At 69.9% G+C, this 14,796-nt stretch carries 12 protein-coding genes; 8 read left to right on the top strand and 4 right to left on the bottom strand.

What is annotated here, in order from left to right; genetic code table 11:
- Positions 1-227 precede the first annotated feature (227 nt).
- Positions 228-1,838, top strand: a complete 1,611-nt coding sequence (locus AB0M22_RS14880; protein ID WP_364726936.1) for an adenylate/guanylate cyclase domain-containing protein — start codon at positions 228-230, stop codon at positions 1,836-1,838.
- Between the two features lie 51 nt (positions 1,839-1,889).
- Here the strand turns inward: AB0M22_RS14880 and AB0M22_RS14875 are convergent, their stop codons facing one another.
- Positions 1,890-3,437: an MFS transporter gene (locus tag AB0M22_RS14875; RefSeq protein WP_364725793.1), complete on the bottom strand. Its 1,548-nt coding sequence runs from the start codon at positions 3,435-3,437 to the stop codon at positions 1,890-1,892.
- 89 nt (positions 3,438-3,526) lie between these two features.
- Here AB0M22_RS14875 and AB0M22_RS14870 point away from each other — a divergent pair, with 89 nt between their 5' ends.
- The 6 genes from AB0M22_RS14870 (at position 3,527) to add (ending at position 9,388) form a co-directional block, all read left to right on the top strand.
- Positions 3,527-4,069 (top strand): TetR/AcrR family transcriptional regulator, encoded by a 543-nt coding sequence (locus AB0M22_RS14870; protein ID WP_364725790.1) that lies wholly within the window; start codon positions 3,527-3,529, stop codon positions 4,067-4,069.
- Between the two features lie 84 nt (positions 4,070-4,153).
- Complete coding sequence (locus AB0M22_RS14865; protein ID WP_364725787.1) at positions 4,154-4,951, top strand: hypothetical protein; 798 nt, start codon at positions 4,154-4,156, stop codon at positions 4,949-4,951.
- The gene (locus tag AB0M22_RS14860; RefSeq protein ID WP_364725784.1) at positions 4,948-5,997 is read left to right on the top strand and encodes a DUF4129 domain-containing protein; all 1,050 of its coding nucleotides are present in this window, start codon (positions 4,948-4,950) and stop codon (positions 5,995-5,997) included. The genes AB0M22_RS14865 and AB0M22_RS14860 overlap by 4 nt, the downstream gene beginning before the upstream one ends.
- A gap of 67 nt (positions 5,998-6,064) precedes the next feature.
- Positions 6,065-7,054 (top strand): MoxR family ATPase, encoded by a 990-nt coding sequence (locus AB0M22_RS14855; protein ID WP_364725781.1) that lies wholly within the window; start codon positions 6,065-6,067, stop codon positions 7,052-7,054.
- Positions 7,055-7,057: 3 nt separating this feature from the next.
- Entirely contained in the window at positions 7,058-8,353 is a 1,296-nt protein-coding gene (locus tag AB0M22_RS14850) for a DUF58 domain-containing protein (RefSeq protein WP_364725778.1), read from the top strand.
- A gap of 18 nt (positions 8,354-8,371) precedes the next feature.
- Positions 8,372-9,388 carry an adenosine deaminase gene (add, locus tag AB0M22_RS14845; RefSeq protein WP_364725775.1) on the top strand — a complete coding sequence of 339 codons (1,017 nt, stop codon included), beginning with the start codon at positions 8,372-8,374 and terminating at the stop codon, positions 9,386-9,388.
- Here the strand turns inward: add and AB0M22_RS14840 are convergent, their stop codons facing one another.
- Positions 9,389-10,183 carry an RDD family protein gene (locus AB0M22_RS14840; protein WP_364725772.1) on the bottom strand — a complete coding sequence of 265 codons (795 nt, stop codon included), beginning with the start codon at positions 10,181-10,183 and terminating at the stop codon, positions 9,389-9,391. It abuts the gene before it with no gap.
- Between the two features lie 43 nt (positions 10,184-10,226).
- Between AB0M22_RS14840 and AB0M22_RS14835 the strand changes: the two genes are divergently transcribed.
- Positions 10,227-11,231: a stage II sporulation protein M gene (locus AB0M22_RS14835; protein WP_364725769.1), complete on the top strand. Its 1,005-nt coding sequence runs from the start codon at positions 10,227-10,229 to the stop codon at positions 11,229-11,231.
- 1,285 nt (positions 11,232-12,516) lie between these two features.
- Here the strand turns inward: AB0M22_RS14835 and AB0M22_RS14830 are convergent.
- Both AB0M22_RS14830 and AB0M22_RS14825 read right to left on the bottom strand, forming a co-directional pair.
- Positions 12,517-13,929, bottom strand: a complete 1,413-nt coding sequence (locus tag AB0M22_RS14830) for a hypothetical protein (protein ID WP_364725766.1) — start codon at positions 13,927-13,929, stop codon at positions 12,517-12,519.
- A gap of 44 nt (positions 13,930-13,973) precedes the next feature.
- Positions 13,974-14,741 (bottom strand): SDR family NAD(P)-dependent oxidoreductase, encoded by a 768-nt coding sequence (locus AB0M22_RS14825; RefSeq protein ID WP_150400503.1) that lies wholly within the window; start codon positions 14,739-14,741, stop codon positions 13,974-13,976.
- Positions 14,742-14,796: the final 55 nt, after the last annotated feature.

The following is a 14,796-nucleotide window of genomic DNA, read 5'->3' as shown; positions in this document are numbered from 1 at the left end:
GCACGATGTCGGCGACGCCCAGCGGCGGCGTCGCCTTACCGCGCTGCCCGATCCGCCACGAACTCGCCCAGCGCCACCGGCCCGCCGAACGTGTGCGACCGGCCGCGCCCGCGGGCCGGTTCTGCGCCCGCGCCGAACTGCGCACCCGCCCGATCGTGGAGGCGCTCGGCCGATCTTGGACGTCTGGTCCGGCCCTTCGCGGGTGGTCCGGCCTAGGCTTTCCTCCCATGGCCCACAGTGACGTTTCGACAGCCGCCTTCGGGTCGCGGCTGCTCGGACCGGTGGACGAGTCGTCCGGGATGCGCAGGCTGCGGGTGCAGCTGCTGCTCACCGTGCCGCTGGTGGCCGCGAACCTGGCCGGGATGGCGGTCACCTTCGCGCTGATCGGGTTCGTGCTGCCCGGTCCCTCGGTGTTCACCAGGGAACTGCTGCTGCTCAATGTCATCGCGACGCCCGGGTACTCGGCGCTGGCGCTGCTGATCGGCATGTGGTGGGGCACGGTCAGCGGGCTGCGCGCGTTGCGCTGGGCGACCGATCCGAACCAGGTGCCGAACGAGGCCGAGCAGATCGCCGCCGCCGCGGTGCCGCGCCGGCTGGTCATGCGCCAGGCCGTGCTGTGGTTCGCCGGCGCGGCCGTGCTGACGCCGCTCTACGGCGTGGTCGAGCCCGCGCTCATCCCGAAGATCCTGCTCGGCATCGGGTTCAGCTCGATCGTGGTGTGCGCCAACAGCTATCTGATCGCCGAATTCGCGCTGCGGGCGGTGACCGCGCGGGTGCTCGATGCCGCGCCGTCGCGGCGCAGGCGCGGGATGGGCGTGTTCATCCGTTCGCTGATCGCGTGGATGCTCGGCGCGGGCGTGCCGGTGGCGCTGTCGATGATCGTCGCGGTGTGGGCGCTGGTCGACTCGTCGGTGAGCACGGCCCGGCTCGCGGTGTGCGTGCTCTCGCTGGGCGGCGCCACGCTGGTGTTCGGTCTGCTGCTGATGATGCAGACGGTGGCCGCGACCATCGCGCCGATCCGTGGCGTGCGCCGCGCGCTGCGGCAGGTGGAGGACGGCGACCTGCGGGTGAACATCACCGTGTACGACGGCACCGAACTGGGCGAGCTGCAAAGCGGTTTCAACCACATGGTGGAGGGGCTGCGCGAGCGCGAACAGATCCGGGACCTGTTCGGCAAGCACGTCGGCCGCGATGTCGCGGACGCGGCGCTGGCCGGCAACCCGTCGCTCGGCGGCGTGGAGACCGAGGCCGCGGCGCTGTTCATCGACATCGTCGGCTCGACCACGATGGCCGCGACCGTGCCCGCGTCCGAGATGGTCGCCATCCTCAACCGGTTCTTCGACATCGTGGTCGACGAGGTCGAGGCGCACGGCGGGCTGCTGAACAAGTTCGAGGGCGATGCCGCGCTGGCCGTATTCGGCACGCCCGCCGCCCTTTCCGACGCGTCCGGCGCGGCGCTGGCCTGCGCCAGGGCGATCCGGCGGCGGCTGGACACGACCGCCAACGACTTCATCGCCGCGATCGGCGTCGCCGCGGGCCGGGTGGTCGCGGGCAATGTCGGAGCCCGGCAGCGCTACGAGTTCACCGTCATCGGCGACGCGGTCAACGAGGCCGCCCGCCTGTGCGAACTCGCCAAGCAGGACGACCTGCTACTCGCCTCCGCCAACACCATCGCCGGCGCGGACCCGGCCGAAACCGAGCACTGGCAGCTCGGCGAGTCCGTCACCCTGCGCGGCCGCCTCACCCCCACCCAGCTCGCCCGCCCGCGCAGCGCCGGACCGCGGGCCGATCGCGACCGCCGCCCGGGCGGGCAGCACAGCGACGGTCTTCCCACATAAACGGACGTACCCCACCCCGGCGATGCGGAGCGGGGTACGAATCACCCGGTATTACGGACGCGCCGTGCGCAACCGGAACGCCACCACCGCGGCGATCAGCAGGATCGAGGCCGTGCCGATCGAGGCGAAGTGAATCCCGGAGACGAACGCCTCGTGCACCGAGCCGAGGAATTCACCCGAGACCGATTCCGGTAGCTGCCGGGCGAACCCGGTTGCCGCGCCGAGGGATTCGGACGCGACGCCCACCTGGTCGCCGGGCACGTGGGTCAGGTCGAGCCCGTTGCGGAAGATCGCCATGACCACGCTGCCGAGGATGGCCACGCCCAGCGCGATGCCGGTCTCGTAGGCGGTCTCCGAGACCGCCGCGGCCGCGCCGGCCCGCTCGACCGGCGCCGAGCTGACCACCAGATCCGACGAAACCGTCAGCGCCACACCGACACCCGCGCCGATGAAGAGGAACCCGAGGATGAACGGCGTGGTGCTGCCCGCGGCATCCGGTCCGAGCCAGAAGAACAGCGCGGAACCGAACGCGGCGACGGTCAGCGCGCTGCCGAGCACCGCACCCGGCCGGATCCGCTGCACCAGCCACGCCGCGGCGAGCGACGCGATGACGCTGGCGGCCAGACCCGGCAGCAACAGCAGCCCGGCTTCCATCGGCGAGTGGCCGAGCACCAGCTGTAGGTACTGCGAGCCGAAGAACAGCACACCGGCCAGCGCGAACACCGCGAGCAGGTTGGTGATCACCGCGGTGCGGAACCTGGGCAGTGCGAACAACTTCAGGTCCAGCATCGGGTTGTCCAGGACGCGCTGCCTGCGCACGAACACCACGCCGGCCACCACACCGATCGCGCCGATCACGGCCAACTGGAGGCTGAGCCCATGGGCCGCCGACTCCTTGATCGCGTACACGATCGGCACCAGCGCGAGCATCGACAAACCGGCGCTCGGCAGGTCGAAGCGACCCGGGTTCGGGTCCCGTGATTCCGGCACCAGGAACGGGCCGAGGGCGAGCAGCACCAGCATGACCGGCAGGTTCACCAGGAACACCGAGCCCCACCAGTAGTGCTCGAGCAGCCAGCCGCCGAGCAGCGGTCCGGCCGCCGCGCCGCCGCCCGCCATCGCGCTCCACACCGCGATGGCGACGGTGCGCTGGCGCGGATCGAGGAACATCGAACGGATCAGGCCGAGCGTGGCGGGCATCAGCGTCGCACCGGCGATACCTTGCAGCACGCGCGCGCCGATCAACATCTCCGGCGAGACGGCCCAGGCCGCGATCACCGACGCGACACCGAACCCGGCCGCGCCGATCAGCAGCAGCCTGCGCCGGCCGATCCGGTCGCCCAGGTTGCCCATCATCACCAGCAGCCCGGCCAGCACGAACGAGTACACGTCGATGATCCACAGCAGCTGCGGCGTGGTCGGCGCCAGATCCGCGCTGATCGCGGGTACGGCCAGGTCGAGCACCGTGGCGTCGACGGCCAGCAGCAGTAGCGCGAGCGCGAGCACGGCCAGACCCGCCCAGTCGCGCGCGGTGGCGCGGGGTGGGGTCTCGACGTTCGGCCCGGTCAGCCGGGTGTTCTTCGCGGTGTGTGTGGTCATTGGCTTTCTCGACTTCCGTCGCACATCTCTTCTTACCGTCCGGACGGTACAGTATCAGACATTACCGTCCAGCCGGTATAGTTCCGCTGGTGACGGCCAACACCCGCGACCGAATCCTGGACGCCCTCGAATCCCTGCTCCTGGAAAAAGGCATGTCGCACGTGACGCTGGAGAGCGTCGCGGCGCAGGCCGGCGTCTCCAAGGGCGGGCTGCTCTATCACTTCAAGAGCAAGGACGCGCTGCTCGCCGGGCTGGTCCGCAGACTCACCGACCGCGCAGGCCAGCAGCTGGACGAACACCTCGAACGCGGCCAGTCCGTCGCGGGCTGGTACCTCCAGACGCCGAACACGGACAACGCCGCCGACGCGGTGGAACTCGAGATCTACCGTTCGATGCTGGCCACCATGCGCACCATCGACGCCGCGGCCGACACCGAGGTCGACGAGGTGCAGCAGGCGCTGATGGAGATGATGGACTCCTGGTCGGACGGCCTGGACCAGGAGATCGAGGACCCGGTGCGGGCCGACATCATCCGGCTGGTCGGCGACGGCGTGTACCTGCGCGCCCTGCTCGGTCTGCCGCAGATCGACCCGGCACGCTACCGCCAGGTCGTGGCACGACTGCTGGACTAGACTCGGCCCGTGCTACCAGCCGCCGACCCGGCCGGTGCCGTCGGGGCGGGGAACGATCCGGTACCAGGGTCCCCTGGAACGACGGTGCCGATCCGTCCGATGACCTTCCGCGAACTGCTGGACGTGCCGTTCGCGCTGATCCAGGCGAACCTGCTCGCGCTGGCCTGGTCGAGCGTGTCCGCGCTGGTCGCCGCCGAGCTGGTGGTCGTCGGAATCACCGCGGGTATCTCCCAGTTGACCGACGGTTCGGACCGCGCCACCGCGTGGGCGGCGATCCTGTCGACGATGGCCTGCGTGTGGCTGCTGCGGTTCGTGCTGCGCGGCACCACCGTCGCGATCGGGCTGGCGAGCGTGTCGGGCGCGCCGATCGGCGCGCGCACAGCGGTGCGCCGGGCCGGCGGCGCTGCGGGGCCGATGCTGATCTTCCAGCTCCTCTACACCCTGATCGGGTTCGGCGTGCTCGTGCTGTCCAGTCCGCTGATCATCAGCGTGCCGTTCGGGGTGGCCTGGCTCGGCTGGCTGCGGGCCAAGCGGTTCGTCGCGGTCCCGGTCATGCTGGTCGAGCGGGCTCCGCACCAGACGGCCGTCGCCCGGTCGAAACTGCTGGCCGACGGCGCGGAATGGCAGACGGTCGGCCTCTGGTTCGTGCAGCGCTGCCTGCTCGTGCTGCTGGCCGTGCCGCTGCTCGGGATTCCCTGGTATCTCTCGGATTTCTCCGGCACCCACCGCTGGCCGGTGATCGTGCTGCTCACCAGCGGCGTGCTGCTGGTGGTCGCGTTCGGCGAGATCGTCGAGGCCTCGACCCGGGTGGTGTCCTACGTCGACCGCCGCTGCCGCCGTGAGGGTTTGGACATTCACGTCCCGGGTCAGGCGGTGCGATGAGCGAGTACGACCAAGCGCCCCGGGACAATCCGGCCCCGCCGCCGGGCCCACCGCGCCTCGGCGCCGCCGCCGACCACCGCGCGGCCGCCGAAAACGCCGCCCAACATCGCGATTTCGACAGCGCGCTGCGCGAACGCTTCCGCGCCGTGCTGCGCGGACTGGAACAGCGCGGCGTGCTCGAGGTGCGCCGGTCCCGCACCGCCCGCGAAACCGCCGACGATGTGACCACCGCCCTGCCGCTGGACACCGTCGCCGAATTCCAACCCGCGGCAAACAGTTTCGACGAGGTCGTCTACGGCGGCCGCCGCGCCACCGAGGACGAATACCGCAGGCTCGAATACGCCGACCGGTTCTCCGCGGCCGCGCCACCCCCGGTCGTCGAACCGACCGAAGTCACCGCCACCGAGAAGGCGCCGCGCACCCGCCGGAAACTGCCGCCGCTGCCGGATCTGTTGCGCAACCCCAAGTTCTGGGCCGCGGTGGCCGGCGTGGCCGTGCTGCTGCTCCTGCTCTACGCCTCGCTCCAATCCTGCGGCGCGCCGAACGCGCCGACCCCGCAGCAGCCACCGGACATCCCGCGCACCAGACCGCCCCGCGACTCCGGCGGTTCCGGCTTCGGCACCGGCGACGACGCCATCTGGGACCGGCTACCCGCCCCGATCTTCTACGGCGGCCTGCAATTCCTGATCGCCGCCGCCCTGGTGGTGTGGTGGCGGGCGCGCCGGCGCGGCGCACTGGTGCGCGAGCCACGGCCGGTCGAGGTCGCGGCGAACGAACTGCTCGCCGGGCAGGCCGCGCTGTATCGCCGCTCGAAGGACCACGAGCACGTCGCGAACAAGCTGCGCGCGGCGACCCTGCGCCGGATCCGCCCGCCGCTCGGGATGACCGCGGACACCCCGCCGGACCGGCTGGTCGCCGCCGTGGCGGCGCGCACCGGCCAGGATCCGAACCAGCTCGGCCGCGCCCTGTTCGGTCCGGTGCCGGACGCGGAAACGCTGGAACTCGTGGCCACCCAGCTCGACTGGATCGAGGCGGAGGTCGGATGAGAAACCAACGCGCAGCACGCAGCCCATCGACGGGGCGCGGGAACCCCCGCATGACACTGGAGGTCGGATGACCATCCCCACCAAGGACACCAACCACACCCCCACCGCCGAGGAGGCGGCGGCGGCCTTCGCGGCGTTGCGCGCCGAGATCGGCAAGGCGGTGGTCGGCAACGACGGCGCGATCATGTACCTGGTGCTCGCGCTGCTGTGCCGCGGGCACGTGCTGCTCGAAGGCGTTCCCGGCGTGGCGAAGACGCTGCTGGTGCGGGCCTTGGCGACGGCGCTGGACCTGGACCACGCCCGGGTGCAGTTCACCCCGGACCTGATGCCCGGCGACGTCACCGGCTCGCAGATCTACGACCCGCACTCGGCCGAGTTCACCTTCCGGCACGGCCCGGTGTTCACCAATCTGCTGCTGGCCGACGAAATCAACCGCACACCACCGAAGACTCAGTCGGCACTGCTGGAATCCATGGAGGAGCGCCAGGTTTCGGTGGACGGCCAGCCGCGGCCGCTGCCCGACCCGTTCGTGGTGATCGCCACCCAGAACCCGATCGAGCAGGAGGGCACCTATCCGCTGCCGGAGGCGCAGCTGGACCGGTTCCTGTTCAAGGTCGACGTCCAATTGCCCGGCCGCGACGACGAATTCCGCATCCTGCAACGGCACGCCGCCGGCTTCGATCCGCGCGACCTGGCCGCGGCCGGGCTGCGCCCGGTGGCCGGGCCCGCGCACATCCTGGCCGGGCGGGCCGCGATCGCCAAGGTGACGATCAGTCCCGAGGTGCTCGCCTACATGGTCGACGTGTGCCGCGCCACCCGCATGTCCCCCGCCGTGCAGCACGGCGCGTCCACCCGCGGCGCCACCGCGCTGATGGCCGCCGCGCGCGCGTTCGCCTGGCTGAACGGGCGCGCGTTCGTCACCCCGGACGACGTCAAAGCCCTTGCCGTCACGGTGCTTCGGCATCGGCTGCAACTGCGGCCGGAGGCGGAGCTGGACGGCGTGACCACCGAGGGTGTCATGTCGTCGCTGCTGCTCTCGGTCCCGGTTCCGGTGTAGCCCGTGGTCGTCACCGGTCGGCTGGCCGCCGCGGCGGGCGTGCTCGCGCTGCTCGTCACCTTCGTCGTTCCGTCGCTGCTCGGCGTGCTGCTCGCGACGAGCGTGCTGGCCGCCGCGCTGCTCGTCGACCTCGTCTCGGTCGGCCGGGCCGGCGATCTCACGCTGTCCAGGGTGCCGCTGACCACGGTCCGGCTCGGCCGGTCCACCGAGGTGGAACTGGTCGCGGTGAACAACGGCGCCCGCCCGCTGCGCGGCACCATGTGGGACGACTGGCCGGACAGCGCCCGCACCGAGAACCGCACGCACGCACTGGATCTGGCCCCGGCCACGCTGGTCCGCTTCCACACCACGCTGGCCCCGACCTATCGCGGCGACCGGGTGGCCGGTCCGGTGACCGTGCGCCTGATCGGCCCGCTCGGCCTGGCCGGCCGGCAGACCCGCCGCAGCGTGCCGGCCCGGGTGCGCGCGCTGCCCGCGTTCCGCAGCGAGCGTCTGTTGCGCTCGAAAGTCAAACGGCTGCAACAGCTCGAGGGCCGCAACGTGGCCAACCTGCGCGGGCAGGGCGACGAATTCGACTCGTTCCGGGAGTATGTCGCGGGCGACGACGTGCGCGGCATCGACTGGCGCGCCACCGCCCGCGCCACCGACGTGCTGGTGCGCACCTGGCGTCCGGAACGGCACCGGCACATGCTGATGCTGCTGGACACCGGCCGGATCAGCGCGGGCCGGGTCGGCGACGGCACCCGCCTGGACGCGAGCATCGAGGCCGCGCTGCTGCTCGGCGGGCTGGCCGCCGCGGCCGGCGACTCGGTCGACCTGCTCGCCTACGACCGGGAGCCGCGCGCCGAGGTGCGCGGGATCAGCGGAAAAGGCTTGCAGCTCAAGCTGATGCATGCGATGGCGGGCATCACCCCGGCGTTGGTCGACACCGACAGCGCGGGCCTGGTGCGCGCGGCCATCCAGCGCACCCGCCGGCGCAGCCTGGTCGTCTGGTTCACCAGCCTCGACGGCGCCGCGGTGCAGGAGAACCTGCTCCCGGTGCTGCCGACCCTGGCCCAACGCCATCGCGTCCTCATCGTCTCGGTCACCGACCCCGACATCGCCGCGGCCGCCACCACGCGCGAGACCCGCGCCGACCTCTACCCCGCGGCCGCCGCCGAATCCATCCTCGCCGAGCGCGCTCTGGTCCAGGAGTCGCTGCGACGCAGGGGAATCGCGGTGGTCGCCGCCTCCCCCGAGCATCTCCCCGAGGCCCTCGCCGACGAGTATCTCGAACTCAAACAGTCCGGCACGATGTAGCGGAGCATCATGGATGCCATGTCTGATCTCGCCGCGTTTGTCCGTGGGCTGCCCAAGGCCGAGTTGCACCTGCACCTGGAGGGGACGCTGGAGCCGGAGCTGAAGTTCACGCTGGCCCAGCGCAACGGGATAGACCTGCCGGAGAAGACGGTCGACGAGGTCAAGCAGACCTACCAGTTCCACGACCTGACCTCGTTCCTCCAGGTCTACTACCCCGCCATGCGGGTGCTGCTGGAGCCCGCGGACTTCCACGACCTCGCCTTCGACTACCTGACCAGGGCGCACGCCCAGGGCATCCGGCACGTCGAGATGTTCTTCGACCCGCAGGCGCACACCGGCCGCGGCGTCCCGTTCGCCACCGTGATCGACGGATATCGCTCGGCGATCGTGCGGGCGCGGCGCGAGTTCGGCATCTCCGCCGAGCTGATCCTGTGCTTCCTGCGCGACTACTCCCAGGAGTTCGCGATGGCGACCCTGCTGGAGGCGCTGCCCTACCGCGACTGGATCGTCGGCGTCGGGCTCGACTCGGACGAGCGCGGCAACCCGCCGAGCAAGTTCGCCGCGGTATTCGCCCGGGCCCGCCGTGAGGGCTTCCTCTTGACCATGCACTGCGACATCGATCAGCAGGACTCGATCGAGCACATCCGGCAGGCCCTGGAAGATATCGCCGTCGACCGGCTCGATCACGGCACCAACATCGTCGAGGACGACCGGCTGGTCGAGCTGGCCAAGGACAGGGGCATCGGGCTGACCTGCTGTCCGGTCTCGAATTCGTTCGTCACCAGCCGGATGAAATCCGACGAGATCGTCGCGCTGCTGAACCGCGGGCTCACCGTGACGGTCAACAGCGACGACCCCGCCTACTTCGGCGCGTATGCGGCGGACAACTATGTAGCGCTCGCTGAACACGCCGGCCTCGACCGTGAGCAGCTGGTGGCCTTGGCGAAGAACTCGTTCCGCGCCTCGTGGATCACCCCGGCCCGGCTGGACGCGTTCCTGCGCGAGATCGACGACTACGTCGCGGCCAACCGGTAACTACGGCCCGACCCGCAGCGGGACCGGCCCGAAGACCGGGAACATCGGCGGCGGCAGCGCCCGGCGCTGCCGCTCGGCGATCACCGCGCCGAGCACCTGCAACGGCGGATACCCGCCGGGCACCGGCACCTGGAGTCGCGCACACACCGCGCCGACCAGCGCGCTGCCCAGCTCGTGCTGCACCACCGGCGTGAGCGTCCGGAACCGGCTCAGATACTGCCGCACCGCGAGCGCCAGCTCGTCCGGCAGCATGGCCAGCGGCAACGGCTCGGCCCAGCCCGCGAGCCACGGCGGCGCGACCGCCAGCAGCGGCACCGGCAGCGACCGCTGCGCGTGCACCACCACCGTGCCGGCCAGCACGTCGCCGACCCGGCGCGCGTTCGGCGAGCACATCGAGGTCAGCACCGCGACCGCGCCGAACGCGCCGAGCATCCAGAAGTCGACGATCGCGCCGGCCAGCCCGCGGGTGAGCGCGTGCCGGAAGTCGATCGGGCCGCCGTCCGCCCGCACCACCCGCAGCCCGAGCATCAATTTGCCCAACGTGCGTCCGCGCGAAGCGGTTTCGCAGATCACCGGGTAGCCGACCAGCACCCCGACGATGGTGACCAGCACGGCCACGTTCAGCCAGGCCGTATCCGCCCCGCTGGGCAGCAGCACGCTGACGGTCAGCACGAACAGCGCCGTGGCCAGCATGATCTGCACCACCACGTCGACGAGGAACGCGGTGGCCCTGGTGGGGATCCGGGCGATCGGCAGCTCTAGCGCGACCGCTTCGCCGGTGGTGAATTCAGCCATGTCGATAGCATTCTTCCGACCGGCGGTAGTGGGAGGCAAGCCTGTGGATGTCGACGCGTACAGCTATGCACATCGGAGGGCCTGGGAACGGCTGGATTATCTGGCCAGACGGAGCAGGCTCACCGGTGCCGAGGCGGACGAGCTCGTCACGCTGTACCGGCGCACGTCCCAGCAGCTGGCCCGGTTGCAGTCGCACAGCCCGGACCCGGAGCTGATCGCCGGGTTGAGCGCGCTGCTGGCCAGGGCGCGCGGGCGGGTGCTCGGCGGCCGGAGCGACACCTGGTCGGAGATCGGCCGGTTCTTCACCCATCGCTTCCCGGCCGCGCTGTACCGGAGCTGGCCGTGGTGGGCCGGCGTGGCCGCGGCGTTCCTGCTGGTGTCCGCCGGGCTGGCCGTCTGGGTGGCCCGATTCGATTCCGCGCGTACGGTTCTCGGCATTCCGCGGGACACCGGCGGGCTGACCGAGCGGGGCGGCGCCTTCGAGTCCTACTACTCCGAGCATCCGCAGGGCGCGTTCGCCGCGCAGGTGTGGACGAACAATGCCTGGGTGACCGCGATCGCGCTGTTCACCGGGGTGCTGATCCTGCCAGCGGTGTATCTGCTGTTCATGAACGCGCTCAACCTCGGCGTCTCGGCCGGGTTGATGGCCGACGCGGGGCGGCTGGATTCGTTCTTCGGCTTCATCCTGCCGCACGGGACGCTGGAGCTGACCGCGATCTTCGTCGCGGGCGGGGCCGGGCTGAAACTCGGCTGGACTCTAATCGATCCGGGCCGGCTGAGTCGCCTGGAAGCGGTGGCGCGGCAGGGCCGGGCGACCGCGACCATCGCGCTCGGGTTGGTCGGGGTGCTGCTGGTGTGTGGCTGCATCGAGGGTTTCGTGACGCCGAGCGGTCTGCCCGCGCCGGTGCGCATCGCGATCGGGTTCACCGCCGAGGCGTTGTTCCTGCTCTATGTGTTCGGCGTGGGTCGCCGGGTGGTGCTGGCGCGGGCCGCGGACGCGCCGGACGGGTCGGACGACGGCCGGCAGACAACGTCGAGCACACACTGAGCGAAGCGGGTTCGGGTACTGGACAGCAACGCCGTGTCACGGATCGGTTGCGATGTCCCCCATTTGAGTTCCGCTGGCCGCAGCGAGTCATGCTCAGCTGCGGCCAGCGTTACCGTCGACTCTACACAATCGTTATCCCTATGCAACCCTCCTCGCTGGTGTCAAGCGTATAAAGCAGCACGCCAGCAAACCCTGGTGGGAGCATGGTTTTTCAGACTTCCAGCTAACTTGCAGCTGTCTGTTTCGGCGCCTTTCGAACAGCCGAGAAGTACTCGATCGTACGAATCCGCAGGTCCGTCTGTATCCGCTTAGTGGCGGTACAAACATTGTTCGAACGATTAGCTGCGCCCTCGGCATAGACACCTCCATGGCACGTTCGCGAGGGCAACGACCTGCTGATTCGGCCCAGAAAACCGAGTTAGCTGGACACTGGATGAACAGAAAGCGACCACAGGTTTGTTTACAGCGTAATTAACACGACACATACCTGGTTGGACTGCCCGTGGACATGCATACATCTGGTCAAGATCAGGAATAACCAGACGCGAAAAGGCGCCTGATCGAGCGCCTCGACCGCGCCGGTTCAGCACCACGGCCGCAACCTCGAGCGGGGGTGTGATCTTCGCCTCACCTCCCCTGCGGAACCGGCGAATGCGGCGAAATAGGCACTGCGGCAAGCTTTCCCCAATCGGGACACACCGGTACAACACGCCGAAAGGCGCACGACTGGGGATGCTTGTCCGCCGGCCGCCCGCGATCGCCCCCGTCCACAGCCTGGTAGCCGACCACGCTCCACCGCTGTGGACAGGATGCGCACCGTCCACAGGCGCCCGCACCGCCGACGACCGACCCGATCGATGTCCACACCTGGGTACCGCCGCGCCATCCCCAAAGGCGGCACTCACCCAACAGCTTTCGCGCACCGCTGTCCCCACCCATGGGGACGGTCATACACAGGCCGCAGCCAGGCGGTTCCGCGTCGATTGCGGCGCAACGCTCGAGCTCAGGCAGGCAACGCGAAGGTGAACGGCATTCGGCCATCCCGAAACAACACACAGCATCATCCACAGCCACGAGCCGCCGTCACCAAACCCCGTGCGGCGCAATATCGCGCCCAGAAAGCACTAGAACACCGATGGGTCCCGATCGATGATCCTCGAGCAGCACACAGCTTTATCCACAGGTGTCGTCACTCGCTCCGGGGATGTGCACAAACCGTGAACTCGGCTGTGCAGCACGGGTATCCACAGGCGGTTACCCGAGCAGGCGGCGACGCCGTCCGCACTCAACCGACGCGCAGAATCCCGGTGACCGTGCCCTGCAACACCTGACGCCCGTGCGTAATCAACGGCGACGTCTGCAACGGATCGTCGACGATGGTGCCGGGCAACGGACTGCTCGCCGTCACCGCACCGGTATCCGGATCGACCGTGGTGAACGCGTATCCGTCCAACGGCGTGGTGTTCTCCGCACCGAGCCGGGTCACTGTGTACACCGCACCATCGGCTGTGGATAGATGGGGAACGGCCGCGCTGCGCACCGTGTTCTCCCAGACCGTGTGACATCCGTTGTCGTCCACATCAACCCGGGTCATCCCGCCGGTGAACGGCGCGGTCGGCGGCACCGCCGGACCCGCGCCCTCCGGCACCGCGGGATACGGATAGCCGTAGGTACTCGCGACGAACAGCGAGCGGCCGATGCCGATCGGTGAATTCTCGCTCCCCGCACCGCCCTTCGTCAGCACCGGCTGCGAGCACACCAATTGTCCGGTTCCGGAACGGAATACCAGCGCGTTGACCTGCCCGTCGGCGTTGTCGACGATGGTCAGGTAGTCCGCGCCGGTCGTCGGGCCGAAGTAGGTGGGCGTCGACCCGGTACCCCAACTGAGCTGTCCTGGTTTACGCGCCGAGCCGCGTTCGTACGGTGCGCGCCACAGCACTTCGGGGCGACCCGCCGAATCGGCGCGCAGTTCGTACAGGGCGTGTGTGGTCGCGACCGCGATCCGTCCGCTCGGCGCGGCCGAAATGCTGTTCGCCACTTGCTCATCGGCGGGCAATGTCACTGTGACCGCAGCGCCGGACGGCGCGACCAGACCGACGACGCCCTTCCCGGTGGCGAACCAGATATTGCCCGCCCAATCCGGCACCAGTCCGGTCACGTTGTCCCCCACCGGAATCACCGCCGACAGGTCGGTCACCTGGTCGCTCGTCAACCGCCACTTGCCCGCCGCGTCTCGGGTATGTCCGACGCGCAGCAATCGATTGCCGCCGTCCACGACGACCAGCTTGTCGTTGTTGTCCAGATACGCGTAGACGCCACCGAGCAGACTGCCCTTGGTCAGCGGCAGCGCCGCCAACGACGACCCGACCGGCCCTGGCGACGCGGGATCGATCAGCTGCACGACCGGCGCCTGCCCGACGATCGCCGTGCACAACGCGACCACCAGATTGTCCGACCCCGCCAGCAACGTCGGGCAGGCCGAGGCCAGCGGATAGGCCGAGACCGGCGCACCCGCACCTGGGCCGGCCAGCGGCGTCGCATCCGACGAGCCCGCGTCCCCATGCATCGTCGAGGTGCCGAGCGGCCCGAGGTACGGATTCGGCGATGCCAGCGGCCCCCACGATCCGGTCGCCGCAGCGGGACCCGCGGTCAGCAACGCGGTCGAACAGGCGGCAAGCAGGATCAGCGGAACACGCATAACGGTCTCTCGGGTCGGCGGCACAGCATCCGATCGAACCGTAACTACATCAACGCGCCGCCGTCGATCCGGATCTCGGTGCCGGTCATGTAGCGGCCGTCGTCCGAGGCGACCATCGCGACCACACCCGCGATGTCCTCGGGGCTGCCGAGCGCGCCGCCGTTGAGCCAGCCGGTCATCCGGGCGAACAGCTTCGGATCGAAGCCTTCCGGCTGGTCCCGGATCGATTTCGTGGTGATCCCGCTGGTGATGCCCGCGGGCACGATGTTCACCGCGCGCAGCCCCTGCTTGGCGTATTCCAGCGCGATCGCGTGGGTGAACGCGTTGACCCCGCCCTTGGACGCCGCGTAGGCCGCGAGGTAGGGCGCGGCGCTGAACGCCGCGGTCGAGGAGATGTTCACGACGACGCCGTGCCCGGATTCCACCAGCGCGGGCAGCGCGGCCTGGGTCACTAGGAAGGTGCCGGTCAGGTTCACCCCGATCACCTGGTTCCAGGCGTCCAGGGGCATCTCGTGGGTGCGGGCCGGGCGCAGGATGCCCGCGCCGTTCACCAGCACGTCGAGGCCGCCGAGGAAGCCGAGCGCGGTCTCGGTCGCCGCACGCACCGACTCCGGATCGGCGACGTTCACCGCGACCGTCCGCAGCCGTTCGGCGGCGTCGCCTGCCTTTTCGGCCGTGGCCGCCAGCCCCGGCTCGTCGATGTCGGCGGCGACCAGCTGGGCCCCCTCGTCCAGCAGCCGCAGGGCGATGCCCTGTCCGATGCCGGAGCCTGCTCCCGTCACCACCACCCGGCGGCCGTCATATCTGCGCATGCCATGAATTAGAACAGGTTCTCATTGTGAGTCAAGACACTTCCGTCATCTCAAT

Source organism: Nocardia sp. NPDC051756 (genome assembly GCF_040681495.1).
Lineage (GTDB): Bacteria > Actinomycetota > Actinomycetes > Mycobacteriales > Mycobacteriaceae > Nocardia.
The sequence above is the reverse complement of the archived record's forward strand: the minus strand, read 5'-3'. Positions and strand labels throughout refer to the sequence as shown.

Coding starts and splice junctions, on each gene's coding strand:
- AB0M22_RS14825 (WP_150400503.1), bottom strand. CDS start 14,741: ATGCGCAGATATGACGGCCGCCGGGTGGTGGTGACGGGAGCAGGCTCC.
- AB0M22_RS14880 (WP_364726936.1), top strand. CDS start 228: ATGGCCCACAGTGACGTTTCGACAGCCGCCTTCGGGTCGCGGCTGCTC.
- add (WP_364725775.1), top strand. CDS start 8,372: ATGTCTGATCTCGCCGCGTTTGTCCGTGGGCTGCCCAAGGCCGAGTTG.
- AB0M22_RS14860 (WP_364725784.1), top strand. CDS start 4,948: ATGAGCGAGTACGACCAAGCGCCCCGGGACAATCCGGCCCCGCCGCCG.
- AB0M22_RS14855 (WP_364725781.1), top strand. CDS start 6,065: ATGACCATCCCCACCAAGGACACCAACCACACCCCCACCGCCGAGGAG.
- AB0M22_RS14830 (WP_364725766.1), bottom strand. CDS start 13,929: ATGCGTGTTCCGCTGATCCTGCTTGCCGCCTGTTCGACCGCGTTGCTG.
- AB0M22_RS14840 (WP_364725772.1), bottom strand. CDS start 10,183: ATGGCTGAATTCACCACCGGCGAAGCGGTCGCGCTAGAGCTGCCGATC.
- AB0M22_RS14875 (WP_364725793.1), bottom strand. CDS start 3,437: ATGACCACACACACCGCGAAGAACACCCGGCTGACCGGGCCGAACGTC.